The following is a 20,616-nucleotide window of genomic DNA, read 5'->3' on the forward strand; positions in this document are numbered from 1 at the left end:
CGCGGTTCCGCATTGATTATTGGCCCGTGGGGCCGCGCAGTATTTATTCTGACCACCCATGCCTTCCATAGGAATCGTATCGCCGAAAACCATGCATTTCGCGGAGCCGCTGCAGCTGCAAAGCGGCGCACAGCTGCGCGACTATATGCTCATGTATGAAACCTACGGCACCCTGAACGCGGACAAATCCAACGCGGTCCTGGTGTGCCACGCTTTGAACGCCTCCCACCACGTGGCCGGCGTGTATGCCGACCAGCCCAAGAACGTGGGCTGGTGGGACAATATGGTCGGTCCCGGCAAGCCGCTCGACACGGACCGTTTCTTCGTCATCGGCGTGAACAACCTGGGCTCCTGCTTCGGCTCGACCGGCCCGATGCACAACAACCCGGCCACCGGCAAGCCTTACGGCGCCGCCTTCCCCGTCGTCACGGTGGAGGACTGGGTGGCGGCGCAGGCGCGCCTGGCCGACCAGCTGGGCATTGCGCAATTTGCCGCCGTCATGGGCGGTTCGCTGGGCGGCATGCAGGCGCTGGCCTGGTCCATCATGTACCCGGACCGCCTGCGCCATTGCGTGGTGATCGCCTCCACGCCCAAGCTGTCGGCGCAGAACATCGCCTTCAACGACGTGGCCCGCACCGCCATCCTGACCGACCCGGACTACCACGGCGGCGACTTCTACGAGCACGGCGTGGTGCCGAGGAACGGACTGAAAGTGGCGCGCATGATAGGCCACATCACCTATCTGTCGGACGACGACATGGCCGAGAAATTCGGCCGCAAGCTGCGCGGCGTGGAGGACTACAAGTTCGGCTTCGGCGTGGACTTCGAGATCGAATCCTATCTGCGCTACCAGGGCGACAAGTTCTCCGAATACTTCGACGCCAACACCTATCTGCTGATTACCAAGGCGCTGGACTACTTCGACCCGGCGCGCCGCCACGGCGGCGACCTGGCCAAGACGCTGGCGGCCACCAAGGCCAAGTTCTTCCTGGCTTCCTTCACCACCGACTGGCGCTTCTCGCCTGAGCGCAGCCGCGAAATCGTGCAGGCGCTGATCAGCAACCGGCGCGAAGTGACCTACGCCGAGATCGACGCGCCGCACGGCCACGATGCTTTCCTGCTGGAGGACGAGCGTTATATGAACATGGTGCGCGCCTATTACGAACGGGTTTGGAAGGAACAGGCATGACTTTTGACGATTTGAGCAGCGCGCGGCCGGACCTGGCCTTTATCGCCCACTGGGTGGGCAAGGACGCGCACGTGTTGGACGTGGGCTGCGGCGACGGCGTGATGATGGACTATCTGCAGAGCGACAAGCGCTGCAGTGGCTACGGCATCGAGATCGCCGACGACAAGGTATTGGAGAGCACCAAGCGCGGCGTGCAGGTGATCCAGCACGACATGGAGAACGGCCTGGGCCTGTTCGGCGACAATTCCTTCGACACGGTGTTGTGCCTGTCCTCGCTGCAGATGATGAAGCACGTCGAGCCGCTGCTGCGCGACATTGTGCGCGTGGGTAAAGAGGCCATCGTCTCCTTCCCCAACTTCGCCTACTGGCCGCACCGCGTGGCGCTGCTGAAGGGCCGCATGCCGGTATCCGAATCGCTGCCTTACGAGTGGTACGACACGCCCAATGTGCGTTGCGCCACCATCAGCGACTTCCGCGAGCTGGCGGAGGAGGTGGGGCTGGAGGTGATGGAGTGCGTGGCGCTGGCCGAAGGCAAAATCGTCACGGTGCTGCCGAACCTGCGTGGCGAACTGGCCGTATTCCGGCTGCGCAAGAAGGCTGCGCATTGACGGTGCTTTATTGTATGCTAGCGCCGATAAAGTCTTTGGAATAGCACACCATGAAACGCCTGAATTTCAACGCCGCCATGCTGGCGCTGGTAGTCTGCAGCGCCGGCTTGGCTACGCTGCCCGCCGCTGCCGCCGCGCCTGCGCAGGATGGCATTCCCGTCGAAAGCATGTCCAGGTTCCGCGGCCTGGCCAGCGCCGAGCAGTTCGACGCGCAGTCCAAGCAGCAATACCTGCAGCTGATGAGCGAGGCCCAGAAGAAGGGCGCGCTGCTGCCCGACGGCGATCCGCGCGTGGTGCGCTTGCGCGCCATCGCGCGCCGCATCGTGCCCTTCGCCACGCGCTGGAATCCGGACGCGGCCAACTGGAAGTGGCAGGTCAACCTGCTGGATGCGCCCACCGTCAACGCCTTCTGCATGCCGGGAGGGCGCATCGCCTTCTACACCGGCATCCTGTCCAAACTGAACCTGACCGACGACGAAGTGGCCATGGTGATGGGCCATGAAATCGCGCACGCGCTGCGCGAACATGCGCGCGAGCAGGCAGGCAAGACCACCGTCACGTCGGTGGGTTCGCGCCTGCTCGGCGCCGGCCTGTCCGCCTACTTCGGCGTCGATCCGCGCCTGGGCGAAGTCGGCAGCGACCTGTTCACCAAGGGCTGGGCGCTCAAGTATTCGCGCGACGACGAGCGCGAGGCGGACCTGGTCGGCATGGACCTGGCGGCCCGCGCCGGCTTCGATCCGCGCGCCGGCGAGGTACTGTGGCAAAAAATGGGCAAGGCCAGTTCCGGCGCGCCGCCGGCGTTCTTCTCCACCCACCCGGCGGGCAAGGAGCGCATCCAGCGCATGAGCGAATCGCTGCCGCTGGTCATGCCGGTGTACGCGCGCGCCAAGGGCGTGCAGCAGTCCGCGCTGCCGCCGTACAGCACCACGCCTGCGCCGAACTGAGATGCCGCCCACGCAAGCCAAGCCAGGCGCGCCGCTGCCGGTCCGGGACGGCGTGGCCCCCAGCTATCTGTGGCTGCCGGAGGGGGACTGGCCGGACATGCTGTCCTTCCTGCTGGCGCGCTATCCGGCCGTGACCGAGGCCGCGTGGCGCGACCGCATGGCGCGCGGCGAAGTGGTGGACGGCGAAGGCCGCCGCCTGGAGCCGTCCAGCCGCTACCGGCGCGGCATGCGCATCTTCTACTACCGCGAACTGGAGCAGGCCGAAACGCCCATCCCCTTCAAGGAGGAGATCCTGTTCCAGGACGAGCATCTGCTGGTGGTGGACAAGCCTCATTTCCTGCCAATGACGCCGGGCGGCCGCTTCCTGCAGGAGACGCTGCTGGTGCGCCTGAAAAAGAGCACCGGCCTGCAGGACCTCACGCCCATCCACCGCCTGGACCGCGAGACCGCCGGCGTGGTGGTGTTTTCGTCCAATATCGCCAGCCGGGGCGCTTTCCAGTCGCTGTTCCAGAAGCGGGAAGTGCTGAAGGAGTACGAGGCGCTGGCGCCGCGCCTGCACGGACGCGATTTCCCCTTTACCTACCGCAGCCGCATGGAAGATGGCGAGAAATTCTTTGTGATGAAGGAAGTGGCGGGCGAGCCGAATTCGGAAACGGTGATCGACGTGATCGAACACCGGGAAGACGCCACCTTATACCGGCTGTGGCCGCATACCGGCCGCAAGCACCAGCTGCGTTTGCACCTGGCCTCGCTCGGCGTGCCCATCGTGAACGACGCCTTCTATCCGGTGGCCCTGCCGTGCAAGCAGGACGACGTGTCGCAGCCGCTCAAGCTGCTGGCGCGCTCGATTACCTTCCCGGACCCGGTGAGCGGCGGCGTCCGCCATTACGAAAGCCGCCGCAGCCTTTAGTGCTTAGTCGGCGTGGTAGTCGATGATGAGCGGCGCGTGGTCGGAGAAGCGCTCGTCCTTGTAGATGGCCACCTGGTGCGCCTTGCTGGCGATGCCTTTGGTTGCCACGTGGTAATCGATACGCCAGCCCACGTTCTTCGCGTATGCCTGGCCGCGGTTGCTCCACCAGGTGTACTGTTCTTCGCGCTTGTCCAGGCCGCGATGCACGTCGACATAGCCAACTTCGTCGAACACGCGCGTCATCCAGGCGCGCTCTTCCGGCAGGAAGCCGGAATTCTTCTTGTTGCCCTTCCAGTTCTTCAGGTCGATCTCGTGGTGCGCGATATTCCAGTCGCCGCAGATCACCACTTCGCGGCCTTCCGCGTGCAGCTGCTTCAGGTGTTCGATGAACAAGTCCATGAAGCGGAACTTGGCTTCCTGGCGCTCCGGGCCGGACGAGCCGGACGGGCAGTAGACCGAAATCACCGTCAGCGGGCCGAAGTCGCAGCGCACGTAGCGGCCTTCCGCGTCGAACTCCTGGCTACCAAAGCCTATCATCACCGCATCGGGCTCGATCTTGCTGTAAACGCCGGTGCCGGAATAGCCTTTCTTCTCGGCGTAGTGGAAATGGCCGTGGTAGCCGCCGGGGTTCAGGAACTCGGGCGTCATGTCGGTGGCGACCGCTTTTAGCTCCTGTACGCAGACGAAGTCGGCATCTTGCGTTGCCATCCAGTTGAAGAAGCCTTTGGTGGCGGCGGAACGGATACCGTTCAGATTTGCTGAAATGATTTTTGGCATAGGGGCACAGGGATTAAAATACAGGCACTTACTACTGACGAGGCATTATGAAAAATTTACGGCAAGAGTTTATCGCGTTTTCCGTGGCAACGGGAGTTTTGCGTTTTGGCGAGTTCACCACCAAGGCGGGGCGCCAGTCGCCTTACTTCTTCAACGCCGGCCTGTTCCATGAGGGCGCCACCCTGGCCCAGCTGGCCCAGTTCTACGCGCAGACCCTGCTGGACTCCGGCGTGCAGTTCGACATGCTGTTCGGCCCTGCCTACAAAGGCATCACGCTGGCGTCCGCCACGGCGGTGGCGCTGGCCGGCAAGGGCCGCAACACCTCCTTCGCCTTCAACCGCAAGGAAGCCAAGGACCACGGCGAAGGCGGCACCATCGTCGGCGCCAAGCTGCAAGGCAAGGTTGTCATTATCGACGACGTGATCTCGGCCGGCACCTCGGTGCGCGAATCGGTGGCCATGATACGCGCCGCCGGCGCCGAACCGGCCGCCGTGCTGATCGCGCTGGACCGCATGGAGCGCGGCGCCAAGGACGGCGTAATGTCCGAGCTGTCCGCCGTGCAGGAAGTGGCGCAGACCTACGGCATCCCGGTCATCTCCATCGGCAACCTGGACGACTTGTTCACCTATCTGTCCGGTGCTACAGCCGATCCAGCCTTGCAGCAATATAAAGAAGCGGTGGCGGCTTACCGCGCCCAGTACGGCGTGGCATAAAACCACAGCGAACCACGGTTGCGCGGCGCGCCGGTGCGCCGCGCTTTACAGTGCGCAAGCATATGCTAGACTGTGTTTTCTTTGCCGTAACATTGATGATGGGGCAACAATGAATATTGCAACGCTGAAGGTGTACGGCGACAGCCAGGCGCTGGCCGACGTGCGCGACGGTCTTCCGGCTGAACCGGATAGCGACTGGAAGAAGGGCGATGTGCGGCCGGACGGCCGTGTGCGCATCGATGCCGGCTTCTATGTCAACCTGGGCACGGACAAGAATCCGATGACCCTGCTGAAACAAGTGCACGGCTTTCTGATGGAATGCCAGGCACGCGGCATTTCCTTCACTGCGTCGAATATCGAAGCAGAATTGCGCATCGCCTACGTCGGCGACGCCACTCCCGGCGCTCCCACGCTGGATTTCTCTTTGGCGGAATTGAATCTGCTGATAGAGATGGGCATTACGCTCAGTATTGCATCCTGATGCGCTTTTCCGAAGACAGGCTGGCCCGGTTTAAAGGACGGGGCGGGGCGGAACGCGCCATTCATGTCTGGGAACCTTCGCAGCCGCGCGCCGTTATTATGGCGCTGCATGGCGCAATGGCGCATGCCGGCGATTATGTTACTCCCGCGCTGTATTTCCGCAGCCACGGCATTGCCACCGCCAGTTTTGATATGTGCGGGCACGACGGCAAGCGCCGCGCCGATATTCCCGACTTTGATATTTTTCTCGACGAGGCAGAGCTGTTTCTGCAGTGGGTAAAGAAGAATTATCCGGATCTTCCCATATTTATTATGGGGCATTCGATGGGGGCGTTAATTGCCACCAAATTCGGCCTGGAACGCCTGCGCCGCAGCGATGAGGTGCAGGGGTTCATATTATCTTCCCCGTATTATGTGAATGCGGTGCGGATTTCTCCGCTGCTGCAGAAAATGTCCGGCCTGCTGGCCCGATTGGTGCCTCGCATGAAAGTGCCGCTGGCGTCGTTTACCGATGTATTGACGCACGACGCGGCAATTACGGCCCGCCATTATGCCGATGAAAGCGACGGCACCCGCGCCACGGAATTGACGGTGCGGTTTGGCCATGCGTTAAGCGAAGCGCAAAAAGGGCTGGCCGAGAAAATGGCCGGCTGGCGCTATCCTTTATTCGCGGTGGTTGCGGGCGACGACAAGCTGGCCGACGCCAAGGCGGCGGAAACCATACTGACCTCGATAGATGGCAATCTGCTGCGCTATAGCTACCAGCTGAAGAATTACCACGAGAATTTCAACGAGTCCAATCGCGAAGAAATCTTCGCCGATATCCTGGACTGGATGCAGCCCCGCATCGGTTCCTGAGCTCCCATAGTAGACGCCCTGCCTTTGAGCGGCTTTGTTCGGCCATTTCATGCCAGATGTTGGCGCGATTGTGCTCAAAAGTGGCAGGTTACGCTCCGCTAACCCGCCCTACGTCCATCCCAGCGATAACTGCGGAATTCGTAGGGCGGGTTAGCGCAACGCGCGTAACCCGCCAGAGCCGCCAATAAAAAAAGGCGCCCGCAGGCGCCTTTTGCATTTCAGCTGAATGAATATCAGCCAGCCAGCTTCTGTTTCAACAGTTCGGTCAGCTGTGCCGGATTTGCTTTGCCCTTGGACGCTTTCATGGCCTGGCCGATCAGCGAGTTAATGGCCGCTTCCTTGCCTGCACGGTATTGCTCCACCGATTTCTCGTTGGCGGCCAATACTTCATTCACAATGGCTTCCAGCGCGCCGGTATCCGAAATCTGTTTCAGGCCCTTGGCGTCAATAATTGCATCCACCAGGTTTTCATCCGGCGAATTGGCTTCCCACATGGCCGCAAAGATTTCTTTTGCGATCTTGTTGGAAATGGTGCCGTCGGCAATACGCTTCAGCATGGCGGCCAATTGCTCCGGTTTTACCGGCGCTGAGCCAATCTCCGTATTTTCACGGTTCAGCGTGGAGGAAACATCGCCCATCAACCAGTTGGCTGCAGCTTTGGCATTTTCCTTGCCGGCTTTTGCCACCACGGATTCAAAATAAACCGCCATGGCTTTGGAGGCGGTCAATACCAGCGCGTCATATTCCGGCAACGCATATTCTTCAATAAAGCGCGTGCGCATAACACCCGGCAGTTCCGGCATATCCGCTTTTACGCGCGCAATCCAGTCCTCCGAAATAGCCAGCGGCGGCAGATCCGGATCGGGGAAATAACGGTAATCCTGCGCGTCTTCCTTGCTGCGCATCTGGCGGGTTTCTTTTTTATCCGGATCGTACAAACGGGTGGCTTGCACCACGGTGCCGCCGTCTTCGATCAATTCAATCTGGCGGCGTACCTCAACGTGAACGGCTTCTTCGATAAAGCGGAAGGAGTTCAGGTTTTTAATTTCGCAGCGGGTGCCGAATTCGGTCGCGCCTTTAGGACGGACGGACACGTTAATATCGCAGCGGAAAGAACCTTCCTGCATATTGCCGTCGCAAACGCCCAGCCACATCACCAGGCCGTGCAGCGCCTTGCAATAGGCCACGGCTTCGGCCGCGCTGCGGATTTCCGGCTCGGAGACGATCTCCAGCAGCGGGGTGCCGGCGCGGTTCAGGTCGATGCCCGACATGCCCTGGTAGTCTTCGTGCAGCGACTTGCCTGCGTCTTCTTCCAGGTGGGCGCGGGTCAGGTTGACGGTCTTGGTGACGAATTTGCCATCCTTCTCGTAGCCGAAGGTCAGTGCGCCGCCGATGACCACTGGGTCTTCGAACTGGCTGATCTGGTAGCCTTTTGGCAAGTCAGGATAGAAGTAGTTCTTGCGCGCAAAGATGGACTGCGGCGCGATCTTGCCGCCCACGGCCAGGCCGAAGCGGATGGCGCGGTCCACGGCCATTTTGTTCATGACCGGCAGCACGCCCGGCAGCGCCAGGTCAACCGGGCTGGCCTGGGTATTGGCTTCGGCGCCGAATTTGATCGGCGAGCCGCTGAAGATTTTGGATTCGGTGGTGAGCTGCACGTGGTTCTCAATACCGATGACGACTTCCCATTCCATATTTCTGTTCTCTCAAGTAAGGGATTAGATGCCGCTCGGGGCTTGTTTGTGCCACTCGGTTGCTTGCTGGAACTGGTGTGCCACGTTCAACAGCTTGGCTTCGGCGAAATAGTTGCCGATGATCTGCAGGCCGACCGGGCGCTTGCCGTTCTTGTCGCCCTGGCCGAAGCCGCAAGGGATGGACATGCCGGGCAGGCCGGCCAGGCTGGTGGACAGGGTGTAGATGTCGGCCAGGTAGTTGGCCACGGGGTCCGACTTGGAACCCAGGTCCCAGGCCACGGTAGGGGCAACCGGTCCCATGATGACGTCGCAGACGGCGTTCGGGCCGCTCAGCACGGCTTCGAAGTCCTGCGCGATCAGGCGGCGGATGCGCTGGGCTTTCAGGTAGTAGGCGTCGTAGTAGCCGTGGCACAGCACATAGGTGCCCACCATGATGCGGCGCTGCACTTCCGGGCCAAAACCTTCGGCGCGGGTCTTCTTGTACATGTCCTGCAGGTCTTTGTAGCCGTCGGCGCGGTGGCCGAAGCGCACGCCGTCGAAGCGCGACAGGTTGGACGAGGCTTCCGCCGGGGCGATCATGTAATAGGCGGGAATCGACAGCGCGGTGTTCGGCAGCGAAATGTCGACCAGGGTCGCGCCCAGTTCCACGTATTTCGCCAGCGCGGCGCGCACGGCCGCTTCCACGTCGGCCGCCAGGCCTTCGCCGAAGTACTCTTTCGGCACGCCGATGCGCAGGCCGGCCAGCGGCTGGTTCAGGTCGCGGCCGAAGTCTTCCTCAACGCCGCCTTGCTCGGGCGTCAGGCTGGTGGAGTCGCGCTCGTCGAAACCGGCCATGGCGTTCAGCAGCAGGGCGCAGTCTTCGGCGGTCTGGGCCATCGGGCCGCCCTGGTCCAGCGAGGAGGCGAAGGCGATCATGCCGAAGCGCGACACGCGGCCGTAGGTCGGCTTGATGCCGGTGATGCCGCAGAAGGCGGCCGGCTGGCGGATCGAGCCGCCGGTGTCGGTGCCGGTCACGCCCGGCGCCAGGCGCGCGGCCACGGCGGCGGCGGAACCGCCCGACGAGCCGCCCGGCACGGCTGCGTGGTCCCAGGGGTTTTTCACCGGGCCGAAGGCCGAGTTCTCATTGGCCGAGCCCATGGCGAATTCGTCGCAGTTCAGCTTGCCCAGCGTGACCATGCCGGCCGCGTTGAACTTCTGCACCACGGTCGCGTCGAAGGGGCTGACGTAGTTGGCCAGCATCTTCGAGCCGGCGGTCGAACGCCAGCCTTGGGTCACGAAGATGTCCTTGTGCGCGATCGGCACGCCGGTCAGCGGGGTGGCGGTGCCGGCGGCGATGCGCGCGTCGGCTTCGGCCGCTTGCGCCAGGGTCAGTGCGCGGTCCACGTGCAGGAAGGCGTTCAGCTCGCTTTTCTCTATGCGGTCCAGGAAATGCGTCGCCAGTTCGGTGGCGGAAATTTCTTTGTTCTGCAGGAGCGTGGATAGCTCTTTAATGGTTTTGGTGTGCATGGACATTATTCTTAATCAATCACTTTTGGTACCAGATACAGGCCATCTTCGGTTTTCGGCGCGACCTTTTGATAATGTTCGCGGCGATTCGGCTCGGTGGCCACGTCCTCGCGCAGGCGCAGGGTGATGTTCATGTGGGCCGCCAGCGGGTGGCTCAGAGGAGCGACGCCGGCGGTGTCCACGGCCTGCATCTGCTCGGCCAGCGCGAAAATGCCGTTCAGCTGTTCCAGGGCGGTTCCCGCCTGGGTTTCGCTCATTTCCAGTTGTGCCAGGTTGGCGATGCGTTTTACGTCGGATAGTGTCAGGGACATGGCGAGAGGCGCGGCGGACCGCGCGGTTGTAGTATTGATAAAGAACTTGTAAATCCGGCTATTTGACCTTGAAAACCCGGCAATTACCGCGTAATTTACGCGTTGCGGCCTCGCACTTTAGAGTGGATTATTGGTAAATAACATTGGAATTATAAGGTAGAATGGCGGGTTGATGCGTAGCTGGCGCCATGCACCTGTTGCACAGGCCGCCGCCGCTTCCACGGATACTCCCTATAACTGCCCGCGCGTGCGGGCAACGCGCCACAGGATACTCATGTTTGGTTTTTTACGCAGGTATATTTCCACCGATCTGGCCATTGACTTGGGCACGGCCAACACCCTGATTTATGTACGCGGCTCCGGCATTGTGCTGGACGAGCCGTCGGTAGTTGCAATCCGCCAGGAAGGCGGTCCTAACGGCAAGAAGACCATCCAGGCGGTCGGCAAGGAAGCAAAACAGATGCTGGGCAAGGTTCCCGGCAACATCGAGGCGATCCGCCCGATGAAGGACGGCGTGATCGCCGACTTTACCGTGACCGAGCAGATGCTGAAGCAGTTCATCCGCATGGTGCACGACTCCAAATTCTTCCGCCCGTCGCCGCGCATCATTATTTGCGTGCCTTGCGGCTCGACCCAGGTGGAACGCCGCGCGATCCGCGAATCGGCGCTGGGCGCCGGCGCCTCGCAGGTGTACCTGATTGAAGAGCCGATGGCCGCCGCAATCGGCGCCGGCCTGCCGGTCTCCGACGCCACCGGCTCCATGGTGGTCGACATCGGCGGCGGCACCACCGAGGTGGGCATCATCTCGCTGGGCGGCATGGTGTACAAGGGCTCCGTGCGCGTGGGCGGCGACAAGTTCGACGAAGCCATCGTCAACTACATCCGCCGCAACTACGGCATGCTGATCGGCGAACAGACCGCCGAAGCGATCAAGAAGGCCATCGGTTCCGCCTTCCCGGGTTCCGAAGTGAAGGAAATGGAAGTCAAGGGCCGCAACCTGTCCGAAGGCATTCCGCGTTCGTTCACCATCTCGTCCAACGAGATCCTGGAAGCGCTGACCGACCCGCTGAACAACATCGTCTCGGCCGTGAAGAACGCGCTGGAGCAGACCCCGCCGGAACTGGGCGCGGACATCGCCGAAAAAGGCATGATGCTGACCGGTGGCGGCGCACTGCTGCGCGACCTGGACCGCCTGCTGATGGAGGAGACCGGCCTGCCGGTGCTGGTGGCGGAAGACCCGCTGACCTGCGTGGTGCGCGGCTCCGGCATGGCGCTGGAGCGGATGGACCAGCTGGGCTCCATCTTCTCCTACGAATGATCTGAGTAAGCGGGGCGGCCAGGAGCCGCCCCTCTGCTTTTTAAGCTGGTTTTTTCAGGCTAAGGCCGTGGTGGCGCGCGAGCGCCTGATTTATTGGAAGTCATGGAATACAGTCCTCCGCCACTCTTTAAACAAGGCGCGTCCGCACGCGTCAAGATGACGCTGTTCGCCTGCATTTCGATCGCATTGCTATTGGCCGACGCGCGCATGCACGCGCTGACGGCGGTGCGGCAGGTGGTGGGCACGGTGCTTTATCCGCTGCAAATGGCGGCCCTCATGCCGCGCGACGCGATCTACGGCGTCGGCGATTATTTCTCCTCGCTGTCTTCGCTCGAAAAGCAGGTGCGCGAGCTGCGCCAGCAGCAGATCGCCACGGCGCAGGCTTTGCAGCAGGCGCAGCTCCACAGCACGGAAAACGCCCAGCTGCGCAAGCTGCTGGACGCGCGCGGCCACGTGCCGGGCAAGTCCATGCTGGCCGAGATCCTGTACGACGCGCGCGACAGCGCCAGCCGCAAGGTGGTGCTGGACCGGGGCGCGCAGGCGGGCGTGCAACTGGGCCTGCCGGTGATCGACAACCAGGGCGTGGTGGGGCAGGTGACGCGGGTGTTCCCGTTCACCTCCGAAGTGACGCTGCTAACCGACAAGGAGCAGGCCATTCCGGTGCAGCTGCTGCGCAACGGCTTGCGCAGCGTGGCGTATGGACGCGGCCAGTCCGGCCAGCTGGACCTGCGCTTCATGGCGCCCAATGCGGACGTGCAGGTGGGCGATATCCTGATCACCTCCGGCATCGACGGCGTGTACCCGGCCGGCCTGGCCGTGGCGCGCGTGTCGCAAGTGGAGAACAACGGCAACGGGGCCTTTGGCCGCGTGGTGTGCCAGCCGCTGGCCGGCATCCAGAACCACCGCCAGCTGCTGATCTTGATGTCGCCGCCGGACCTGCCGCCACGGCCGCCGGAAGAGGAACCGATCAAACCGGCCAAGAAGGGCAAGGCCGCCGCGAAGGAGGCAGCAGCAGCCGCCGCCGCTGCCGCAGCGGCCACGCCGGCCGCCACGCCTGCCGCCGCGCCGGCAGCAGCGGCACCGGCAGCTGCACCTGCCGCCGAACCTAAGAAAGACGCGCGATGAATCGCCCCCACTATATTCTGCTGCCGGTCAGCCCGCTGTTCATTGCCTTCAGCCTGTTCTGCGCCTTCCTGCTTAACCTGCTGCCCTGGGGCCACTTCGTGGGCGCGCCGGACTTCGTGGCGCTCACGCTGGTCTTCTGGGGCGTGCACCAGCCGCGCAAGGTTGGCATCGGCACCGCCTTCTTCCTCGGCCTGCTGATGGACGTGCATGACGCCACGCTGCTGGGCGAAAATGCGCTGGCCTATACGCTGCTGTCCTACTTCGCCATCATGATGCACCGCCGCGTGCTGTGGTTCCCGATGATGACGCAAGCGGTCCACGTGTTCCCGCTGCTGCTCATGGCGCAGTCGGTGCAGCTGCTGGTGCGCTTCTTCGTGTCCGGCAAATTCCCCGGCTTCTGGTATTTCATCGAAAGCGCCGTGGCCGTGGTGCTGTGGCCAGTGATCTCCATGCTGCTGCTCGCGCCGCAGCGCCGCGCCGTGGATAAAGACCACACGCGTCCAATCTAGCGGTTGGACCTCACCCTGCAATGACTGAACTAAAGAATACAGAACGCGAACTGCAGCTGTTCCGGCTGCGCCTGTCGGCGCTCGGCCTGCTGGTGTTCGTCTGCTTTGGGCTGCTGCTGGCACGCTTCATCTGGCTGCAAGTGCTGCACCACGACCACTACATGACGCAGGCCGAGGAGAACCGCATCGCCTTCGTGCCGGTGGTGCCCAACCGTGGCCTGATCGTGGACCGCAACGGCGTGGTCCTGGCGAGCAATTACTCGGCTTACACGCTGGAGATCACGCCGTCCAAGCTGCGCGTGCCGCTGGAGCAGGTGATCGACGACTTGTCCAAGCTGGTGTCGGTGGAAACCAAGGACCGCAAGCGCTTCAAGCGCCTGCTGGAAGAAACCAAGAGCTTCGAAGGCGTGCCGCTGCGCACGCGCCTGTCGGACGAGGAAGTGGCGCGCTTCACGGCGCAGCGTTTCCGCTTCCCCGGCGTGGAAATCCAGGCGCGCCTGTTCCGCCAGTATCCGCTGGGCGAAACGGCTTCGCATGTGCTGGGCTATATCGGCCGCATCAACCAGAGCGAAGCGAAGGTGATCGAGGCGGGCGATGACGCGCGCAACTACAAGGGCACCGAGCATATCGGCAAGGAAGGCCTGGAAAAGAGCTACGAGAAGCAGCTGCACGGCGTTACCGGCTACGAGGAAGTGGAAGTATCGGCCGGCGGGCGTGCGGTGCGCACCCTGTCGCGCACGCCGGCCACGCCGGGCAACAACCTGATACTGTCGATCGACATCAAGCTGCAGCAGGTGGTGGAGGAAGCGTTCGGCGAATGGCGCGGCGCGCTGGTGGCCATCGAGCCGGAAACCGGCGACATCCTGGCCTATGTATCGCGCCCCGGCTACGACCCCAATCTGTTCGTGGACGGCATCGACTCGCAAAGCTGGAACGAACTGAATACCTCGCTGGACCGTCCTTTGCTGAACCGCCCGCTGTCCGGCACCTATGCGCCGGGCTCCACCTTCAAGCCCTTCATGGCGCTGGCCGCGCTGGAACTGGGCAAGCGCACGCCCAGCCAGGCGATAGGCGATCCGGGCTTCTTCTATCTCGGCGCGCACAAATTCCGCGACGACGTGGTGGGCGGCCACGGCACGGTGGACCTGCGCAAGTCCATCGTCGTCTCCTGCAATACCTATTACTACGTTCTGGGCCGCGACATGGGCATCGACGCCATTCACGACTTCATGAAGCCCTTCGGCTTCGGCCAGCCCACAGGCATCGACCTCGATAACGAGAAGACCGGCGTACTGCCTTCGCAGGAATGGAAGCGCAACCGCTTCAAGAAAAATCCGCAGGCGGGCAAGTGGGTGGGCGGCGACACCATCTCCATCGCCAACGGCTCTGGCTACAACGCCTACACGCCGTTGCAGGTGGCGCAGGCCGTGTCTATCCTGGCCAATAACGGCGTGGTGATGAAGCCGCACCTGGTGAAGATCGTCGAGGACGGCGCTACCCGCGCGCGCACGCTGACCGTGCCCAAGGAAAGCTACCGCATCCCGCTCAAGCAGGAAAACATCAACCTGATCAAGGACGCCATGGTGGGCGTGACCAGCGAGCCGGGCGGCACCGCTTACCGCGCCTTCACCAACGCCGGCTACGCCGTGGGCGGCAAGACCGGTACGGCGCAGGTGGTGGCCATCAAGGCCAACGAGAAGTACAATGCGGCCAAGATCGACGAGCGCCTGCGCGACAACGCGTGGTTCACGGCCTTTGCCCCGGCGGAGAAACCGAAGATCGTGCTGGCCATGATTGTGGAGAATGCGGGCTTCGGCGGCGCGGTGGCCGCGCCTATCGCGCGCAAGGTGCTGGACTACTACTTGCTGGGCAAGACGCCGGAGAAGGACACCACCAAGGTGCCTAAGGAAGACGCGGAAGCCTTCGAGCCGGTGCTCGATCCGGCCGACGAAGAAGCGGCTGCCGTCATCAACGAACAGCGCAGCGCTGCGGGCGGCGCCGCTCCGGCCGCCCCTGCCGCCGCTGGCGCAGCAGCGGCCGCCGGCGCGCAGCCTGGCGCTCCCGCTGGTGCGCCGGCCGCAGCGCCGGGCGCGGCGGGCAAGCCTGCCGTGGCGCCGGCCAAGCCGCAGCCGCCGCAGAATCCGCCATTGATCCAGACTCCGCCGCCGCAGGCTCCCGCGGCGCAGCGCAAGCATGCCGCCGTGCTGCCGCCCGGCGCGCAGCCGCATGCGCCGCCGCCAGCCGTAACGCCGCCTGCGCCGCCAGCGCAGCCGCGCAAGAAAGAATAAGGGACGCGTATGCGTATTAACGAAAGGCGCTCGCTGTGGCGCCGCATGAAACCTTACCTGACCGTGTTCGACGGTCCGCTGATGCTCATCATCACGCTGCTGCTGTCGACCAGCCTGGTCACGCTGGTGTCGGCCAGCATGGGCATTCCGGGCAAGATTGAAGACCAGGTCCGCAACATCTGCATGTCCTTCCTGATGATGTGGATGGTGGCGAACGTGTCGCCGCAAATGATGATGCGCGTGGCGCTGCCCGCCTACGTGGTTACGGTCTCGCTGCTACTGGCGGTGGCGGTGGCCGGCACCATCAAGCTCGGTGCGCGGCGCTGGCTGCATATCGGCGTGGTGGACATCCAGCCTTCCGAGTTTGCCAAGATCGCCGTGCCGCTGATGCTGGCGTGGTTCTTCCAGCAGCGCCAGGGCACGCTGCGCTGGCATTCCTACGCCATTGCCGCAGTGCTGCTGCTGATACCGGTGTTCCTGATTGCGCGCCAGCCCGACCTGGGGACGGCGCTGCTGGTGGTCATGGCCGGCTTCTGCGTGATCTTCCTGGCGGGGCTGTCGTGGAAGGCTATCGTGGCGCTGGCCATTGCCGCCGGGGCCAGTTTGCCAGTGGCCTGGTCTTTGATGCACGACTATCAGCGCGAGCGCATCATGACGCTGATCGATCCCACCACCGACCCGCTCGGCAAGGGCTTCCACATTATCCAGTCCACCATTGCCGTCGGCTCCGGCGGCATGATGGGCAAGGGCTGGAAAGAGGGCACGCAGGCCCACCTTGAATTCATCCCCGAGCGCACCACCGACTTCATTTTCGCGGTCTACTCCGAGGAGTTCGGGCTGATGGGCAATCTGTTCCTGATGATGCTGTACCTGCTGCTGATCGGGCGCGGCCTGATGATCGCCGCGAACGCACCCAACTTCTTCACGCGCCTGCTGGCGGGAGCGGTCACCATGATTTTCTTCACCTATGCATTCGTCAACATGGGCATGGTCAGCGGCATCCTGCCGGTGGTGGGCGTGCCGCTGCCGTTCATGAGCTACGGCGGCACCGCGCTGCTGACGCTGGGCCTTGCATCGGGCATTCTGATGAGCATCCAGCGCCACCGCAAGCTGGTGCAGACATGATGCGCCGCGCCGTTTATGGCCTGGCGCTGGCGGCGCTGCTGGCGCTGGCCGGCTGCGGCACCGCGCCGCAGCAGCCCGCGTCTGCGCCTGCAGCCCGTCCCGCGCCTGCCGCCAAGCCGGCGGCCAAACCGGAGCCCGGCGTGCCTGTGCTGCCGCCTGCCGGCTCGGGGCGCGGCGGCTACTACCAGGACGACGGCCCGGGCGAGAACCCGCCGCCCAACCTGATGGCGACGCCGGATGCGGAAGTGCGCAATGAGCCGCTCAATCCGCGCAACAGCAAGCCTTATGTGGTGTTCGGCAAAACCTATACGCCGATTACGGACCCGAACAAGACCTTTGTGCAGCGCGGCCTGGGCACCTGGTATGGCAAGAAGTTCCACGGCCAGCGCACCTCGTCCGGTGAAATCTACGACATGTACAAAATGTCCGCAGCCCATCCCACGCTGCCGATTCCTTCCTACGCCAAGGTAACGAATCTGGACAACGGCAACCAGGTGGTGGTGCGCATCAACGACCGTGGTCCCTTCCATTCGACGCGCGTGATTGACGTTTCCTATACTGCCGCGCTGAAGCTGGGATTGCTGGGCAAAGGCAGCCACCAGCTGGAGGTGGAACGCATTCTGCCTGCGGACGTGGACCGGTTCAACGCCGAGCGCAGTCAGCAGAAGGCCGCCGCCGCGCAGCCGGAGCCCAAGCCCGAGAACAAGCCCAAGCCGCGCGCGCCGTCGGAGACGGCCGCCATGCTGTATCCGTCGCCGCCGTCCGGCGCTGCCGTGGCCACCGCCAGCGTGGCCGCCGTGCCGTCCGGGCCGGAAAGCGCCGCACCCGCGTTGGCGCTTGCCAGCCAGATGCCGCAGCCCTTGCAGGCCATGCCGCGCGCCGCGCCGCTGATCCTGACGCCGCAGGCAGGCGCCGCCATGCCGGCCGCCGTGTCGCCTGCGGCAATGACGACGCCTGCCGCTGCGGGCGGCTTCTATCTTCAATTGGGTGCATACGGCCGCAAGGAAAACGCCGAAGCCGTGCGCGCCAAGCTGGCGATGGACGGCGGTTTGAGCGGTCTTGAGATTGTGCCTTCCGGCGATGTGCACCGCCTGTATGCTGGCCCGTATGCCACGCGCCAGGAAGCGGCGCAGGCCATACCGGGGCTGCCGCCGGCGATGGGCCTGAAGCCCCTGATTATCCAGCGCTAATCTGCCGGATTACTTGCAGCTGCGGCCTTCCTGGCTTGGGAAGGCCTTCAGCTTGCCCTCCAGCTGCGCCTTCACGTCGGCGCTGATATCGCGGAACTGGAACGCCAGCAGCTTGCTGCCGCTCATGCGCGGCGCCACGCGGGCGCTGTGCACGCCTTGCTTCTGCAGCATGGCCAGCTGGTTCTGCGCCGCCGCTTCCGTCTTGAACACGCCCAGCGAAATAGCCCAGCGCATGGCCGGATTGTCCGCCATGATGAAGTAATTGCTCACACCCAGTCCGCGCAGCTCGGCCGCTTTTTTATCGGCGCCTTCCTTGCTGCCCTGCGACGGGATATGCACGATGTAGCTGGAGACCTCAGTGCCGGGCATGTTGCGGCGGGCCTGGTGGTCGCCCAGGTCCAGCGGCGCCACGGCCGCTTCAAAGCGGCGCGCATCGGCCAGCACGAAATTGCCCACTTCATAGCAGGCCACGGTTTCCGTTTTTTTCTCCGCCGGGGTATCCGCTGTAGCAGGGGCGGCGGGCTTGAGCGCGGCTGCTGCGGCATTGGCTTTGGCGGCCGGGATCAGCGCCAGCTTGTCCGCATTCTGCTGATTCTTCAGGCGCGCAGGCTCGCGTTCGTTGCCGCTGAAATGGCCGAGATAACCCTGTCCGTAGGCGTACAGGGCGCCGTTCACAGCAAGCAGCAACCAGAAGATGAGTTTCAGCACGGGCGTTCCATGTCAGGCGCTGCCGGCGGCAGCTTGTAATCCGATCAGCACGATATTGTCCACCAGGCGGTGCGGAATCTGCGCCGGCAGGGCAGGCGCGATATACGCCGCCGCGCCGCCCGAGATCAGGCAGGCCTGGGCGCGGTGCAGCGCGCATGCGTGTTCGATGGCGCCCGCCTGCGCCGCCAGCAGGCCGCTCAGGATGGCGTCGTCGGTGTTGTCGGCGAATCCAGACGGCAGCTTACCGCCTTGCGCTATCTGCGGCAACTGCGCCGTGTTGCGCGCCAGCGAAGTGGCCATCAGGCCCAGGCCGGGCAAGATCATCCCGCCGAGGAAGACACCGTCCGCCGTTACCGCGTCGATGGTGGTGGCGGTGCCGCAGTTCGCCACGATGACGGCCTGCCCAGGCGCCAGCGCGTGCGCGCCGATGGCGGCGGCAAAACGGTCGCAGCCCAGCTGGGCGGGATTGCGGTAGCCGTTTTTCACGCCCGCGCGCTCGGGCACGGAGGCGAACCAGTCGATGGCGTCTTCGCCGATGGCCAGCGTGGCCAGGGCTGCCGTGATCTGGCCGCGCACGGCGGCGCCGGCCACGTTGGCGGCCAGTACGCGGGTGATGGCGTTGTTTGCAGCCCCTGTGGCCTGTGCGGCAGCGGCGGCCTGCAAGGCGGCGGGCAGCTGCGCGGCGTCCGCATGCATCAGGGCGCCGCAGTCCAGCCAGTCGCCCAGCGCCGCGCCGGGAGCGGCCAGCGCCCACTTGATGCGGGTATTGCCCGCGTCGATCAGCAGCATCATGGCGCCAGCCTTAGCGACACGTCGCCCGACAGCACTGCCACGCGGCCCTGGGCCGTGTCCAGCAGCAGCCGTCCGGAGCCGTCCACGCCGGCGCTCAGGCCTTCGTGCAGGGTTTCGCCATGGTCGAGTATGCGCACCGGCTGGCCGTGCCATGCTTGCAGGCGGTTCCAGCGCTCGGTGAAGGCGGCAAATCCGGTGTCGTCGAATTCGGCCAGCACCGAAGAGAGGCGGTTCAGCAGCGCGGCCATCAGCTCGTTGCGCTCCATCTTGGCCAGCCAGGGCGCGGACGCCACTTCGCGGCCGATATCCGCCTCCAGCTGGTCGGGCATCAGCAGATTGATGCCCGCGCCGATCACGGCCCAGATGGCGCCGTCCTGCGCGGCCTGCGTTTCAACCAGGATGCCGGCCAGCTTGGCGCCGTCCTTCATCACGTCGTTGGGCCACTTCAGCTGCACCGGCACGCCCAGCACGGTCATGGCTTCGGCCAGCGCCACGCCCACCGCCAGCGGCAGGCCGGCCAGGTTCTGCAGCGGCCCCTTGAAGCGCCACGCCAGCGAAAAAGTAAGCGTGGAGCCGGGCGCGGACAGCCAGGGGCGGCCGGCGCGGCCACGGCCTGCGGTCTGGCGTTCGGCGATCAGCAGCACCGGGCCGCTCATGGCGCCCGGCGTGCCCACGCGCTGCAGCAGGTCCGCATTGGTGGAGCCGGTTTCGGCCACCACTTCGATCGCCACGTGGTTGGCGCACTCGGCGCAATGGCGCGCAATCGCGGCCGGGGAGAGTTGCAGAGTCATGGTGCTTTATTGTTCAGACGCGCCTTGTGCGGCGCTTTGGCGAAGGCCAGGTCGTAGACGCCGTTCGGCAGCATGCGCAGCAGCTTGGCCACCACCCCCATCTGCCAGGGAATCACCGCATAGCTGTTGCCGCGCTCGATGGCGCGCACCGCCGCCGCCGCGAATTTTTCCGGCGCCATCAGGAAGGGCATGGGGTAGGCGTTCCGCTGCGTCATCGGGGTATCGATGTAGCCCGGCGCGATGGTCACCACGTCTATGCCGTGCGGTTTCATTTCCAGCCGCAGCGATTCGCAGTAGCTGATCACCGCCGCCTTGGAGGCACTGTAGGCCGCCGCGCCGGGCAGGCCGCGTATGCCCGCCACGCTGCCTATGCCCACCAGGCGCGCGGGTGTTTTCTGCAGCTTCATCGCGGCGATAAAGGGCGCGAAGGTGGCCACGGTGGCGTTCAGGTTGGTGGCGATAATGGCCTCGAACACCGGCAGATCCTCCGCGTGTTCGGTCAGCGTGCCGTGCGAGATGCCGGCGTTGGCGATGACGATGTCGGCGCCGCCGGTGTATTCGATGAAGTCCATGGCAGCCGCGCGGATGGCGGCGTGGTCGCGCACGTCCACGGCGTAGGCGCGGTGCTTTTCAGGGGAGGGCAGGGTGGCGATCAGCGCTTGCAGCGATTCGCCGCGCCGGGCCAGCAGGCCAAGCGTGGCGCCGTGCTGTGCATAGCGCAGCGCCAGGGCTGCGCCTATGCCGCTGGACGCGCCGGTGATGAATACGCGTTTCAACGGC

The 20,616-nt window shown here is 64.1% G+C and carries 21 protein-coding genes; 13 read left to right on the plus strand and 8 right to left on the minus strand.

Annotation, left to right across the window (positions count from 1 at the left end):
- Window positions 1-91 precede the first annotated feature (91 nt).
- The 4 genes from metX to KT882_RS06085 are packed head-to-tail and all read left to right on the plus strand — an operon-like array spanning window position 92 to window position 3,651.
- On the plus strand, window positions 92-1,189 hold the full coding sequence (metX, locus tag KT882_RS06070) for a homoserine O-succinyltransferase MetX (protein WP_228896552.1): 1,098 nt from the start codon (window positions 92-94) through the stop codon (window positions 1,187-1,189).
- On the plus strand, window positions 1,186-1,797 hold the full coding sequence (gene metW, locus KT882_RS06075) for a methionine biosynthesis protein MetW (RefSeq protein WP_161075327.1): 612 nt from the start codon (window positions 1,186-1,188) through the stop codon (window positions 1,795-1,797). Before metX ends, metW begins: the two co-directional genes overlap by 4 nt.
- Before the next feature lie 50 nt (window positions 1,798-1,847).
- The gene (locus KT882_RS06080; RefSeq protein WP_161075328.1) at window positions 1,848-2,741 is read left to right on the plus strand and encodes a M48 family metallopeptidase; all 894 of its coding nucleotides are present in this window, start codon (window positions 1,848-1,850) and stop codon (window positions 2,739-2,741) included.
- Between the two features lies 1 nt (window position 2,742).
- Complete coding sequence (locus KT882_RS06085; RefSeq protein ID WP_228894956.1) at window positions 2,743-3,651, plus strand: pseudouridine synthase; 909 nt, start codon at window positions 2,743-2,745, stop codon at window positions 3,649-3,651.
- A 3-nt stretch (window positions 3,652-3,654) separates the two neighbouring features.
- On the opposite strand, the gene KT882_RS06090 is transcribed toward KT882_RS06085, so the two are convergent.
- Window positions 3,655-4,428, minus strand: a complete 774-nt coding sequence (locus tag KT882_RS06090) for an exodeoxyribonuclease III (protein ID WP_228894959.1) — start codon at window positions 4,426-4,428, stop codon at window positions 3,655-3,657.
- 47 nt (window positions 4,429-4,475) lie between these two features.
- On the opposite strand from KT882_RS06090, the gene pyrE reads away from it, so the two are divergent.
- From pyrE to KT882_RS06105, 3 genes are all read left to right on the plus strand, one after another.
- Window positions 4,476-5,141, plus strand: a complete 666-nt coding sequence (gene pyrE / locus KT882_RS06095) for an orotate phosphoribosyltransferase (protein WP_161075331.1) — start codon at window positions 4,476-4,478, stop codon at window positions 5,139-5,141.
- 109 nt (window positions 5,142-5,250) lie between these two features.
- The gene (locus KT882_RS06100) at window positions 5,251-5,622 is read left to right on the plus strand and encodes a hypothetical protein (RefSeq protein WP_161075332.1); all 372 of its coding nucleotides are present in this window, start codon (window positions 5,251-5,253) and stop codon (window positions 5,620-5,622) included.
- Entirely contained in the window at window positions 5,622-6,479 is an 858-nt protein-coding gene (locus KT882_RS06105) for an alpha/beta fold hydrolase (protein ID WP_161075333.1), read from the plus strand. The genes KT882_RS06100 and KT882_RS06105 overlap by 1 nt, the downstream gene beginning before the upstream one ends.
- A 233-nt stretch (window positions 6,480-6,712) precedes the next feature.
- On the opposite strand, the gene gatB is transcribed toward KT882_RS06105, so the two are convergent.
- Genes gatB through gatC form a run of 3 tightly spaced genes read right to left on the minus strand, consistent with a single transcriptional unit; the run spans window position 6,713 to window position 9,990 of the window.
- A complete protein-coding gene (gene gatB / locus KT882_RS06110; RefSeq protein ID WP_161075334.1) occupies window positions 6,713-8,173 on the minus strand; it encodes an Asp-tRNA(Asn)/Glu-tRNA(Gln) amidotransferase subunit GatB in 1,461 nt (486 codons plus the stop codon).
- Between the two features lie 24 nt (window positions 8,174-8,197).
- Window positions 8,198-9,679: an Asp-tRNA(Asn)/Glu-tRNA(Gln) amidotransferase subunit GatA gene (gene gatA / locus KT882_RS06115; protein WP_161075335.1), complete on the minus strand. Its 1,482-nt coding sequence runs from the start codon at window positions 9,677-9,679 to the stop codon at window positions 8,198-8,200.
- Window positions 9,680-9,690: 11 nt separating this feature from the next.
- On the minus strand, window positions 9,691-9,990 hold the full coding sequence (gene gatC / locus KT882_RS06120; protein ID WP_228894961.1) for an Asp-tRNA(Asn)/Glu-tRNA(Gln) amidotransferase subunit GatC: 300 nt from the start codon (window positions 9,988-9,990) through the stop codon (window positions 9,691-9,693).
- 274 nt (window positions 9,991-10,264) lie between these two features.
- On the opposite strand from gatC, the gene KT882_RS06125 reads away from it, so the two are divergent.
- From KT882_RS06125 to KT882_RS06150, 6 genes are all read left to right on the plus strand, one after another.
- Window positions 10,265-11,308, plus strand: a complete 1,044-nt coding sequence (locus tag KT882_RS06125; protein ID WP_056398240.1) for a rod shape-determining protein — start codon at window positions 10,265-10,267, stop codon at window positions 11,306-11,308.
- 102 nt (window positions 11,309-11,410) lie between these two features.
- Complete coding sequence (gene mreC / locus KT882_RS06130) at window positions 11,411-12,433, plus strand: rod shape-determining protein MreC (RefSeq protein ID WP_161075337.1); 1,023 nt, start codon at window positions 11,411-11,413, stop codon at window positions 12,431-12,433.
- The gene (gene mreD, locus KT882_RS06135; protein ID WP_161075338.1) at window positions 12,430-12,942 is read left to right on the plus strand and encodes a rod shape-determining protein MreD; all 513 of its coding nucleotides are present in this window, start codon (window positions 12,430-12,432) and stop codon (window positions 12,940-12,942) included. Before mreC ends, mreD begins: the two co-directional genes overlap by 4 nt.
- Window positions 12,943-12,962: 20 nt before the next feature.
- Window positions 12,963-15,230 carry a penicillin-binding protein 2 gene (gene mrdA / locus KT882_RS06140; RefSeq protein ID WP_228894964.1) on the plus strand — a complete coding sequence of 756 codons (2,268 nt, stop codon included), beginning with the start codon at window positions 12,963-12,965 and terminating at the stop codon, window positions 15,228-15,230.
- Between the two features lie 9 nt (window positions 15,231-15,239).
- Entirely contained in the window at window positions 15,240-16,355 is a 1,116-nt protein-coding gene (rodA, locus tag KT882_RS06145) for a rod shape-determining protein RodA (RefSeq protein WP_161071733.1), read from the plus strand.
- Window positions 16,352-17,545, plus strand: coding sequence for a septal ring lytic transglycosylase RlpA family protein (locus KT882_RS06150; protein ID WP_308807701.1), 1,194 nt, complete (start codon window positions 16,352-16,354; stop codon window positions 17,543-17,545). The genes rodA and KT882_RS06150 overlap by 4 nt, the downstream gene beginning before the upstream one ends.
- A 9-nt stretch (window positions 17,546-17,554) precedes the next feature.
- Here the strand turns inward: KT882_RS06150 and KT882_RS06155 are convergent, their stop codons facing one another.
- Genes KT882_RS06155 through KT882_RS06170 form a run of 4 tightly spaced genes read right to left on the minus strand, consistent with a single transcriptional unit; the run spans window position 17,555 to window position 20,612 of the window.
- Window positions 17,555-18,253 carry an SPOR domain-containing protein gene (locus tag KT882_RS06155; RefSeq protein WP_161071732.1) on the minus strand — a complete coding sequence of 233 codons (699 nt, stop codon included), beginning with the start codon at window positions 18,251-18,253 and terminating at the stop codon, window positions 17,555-17,557.
- 12 nt (window positions 18,254-18,265) lie between these two features.
- Entirely contained in the window at window positions 18,266-19,045 is a 780-nt protein-coding gene (locus KT882_RS06160) for a type III pantothenate kinase (protein WP_161071731.1), read from the minus strand.
- Window positions 19,042-19,836, minus strand: coding sequence for a biotin--[acetyl-CoA-carboxylase] ligase (locus KT882_RS06165; RefSeq protein ID WP_161071730.1), 795 nt, complete (start codon window positions 19,834-19,836; stop codon window positions 19,042-19,044). Before KT882_RS06165 ends, KT882_RS06160 begins: the two co-directional genes overlap by 4 nt.
- A complete protein-coding gene (locus KT882_RS06170) occupies window positions 19,833-20,612 on the minus strand; it encodes an SDR family oxidoreductase (protein WP_161071729.1) in 780 nt (259 codons plus the stop codon). The genes KT882_RS06165 and KT882_RS06170 overlap by 4 nt, the downstream gene beginning before the upstream one ends.
- Between the last annotated feature and the right edge of the window lie 4 nt (window positions 20,613-20,616).

It is taken from the genome of Pseudoduganella aquatica (assembly GCF_020865585.1).
GTDB classification, from domain to species: Bacteria; Pseudomonadota; Gammaproteobacteria; order Burkholderiales; family Burkholderiaceae_D; genus Rugamonas; species Rugamonas aquatica_A.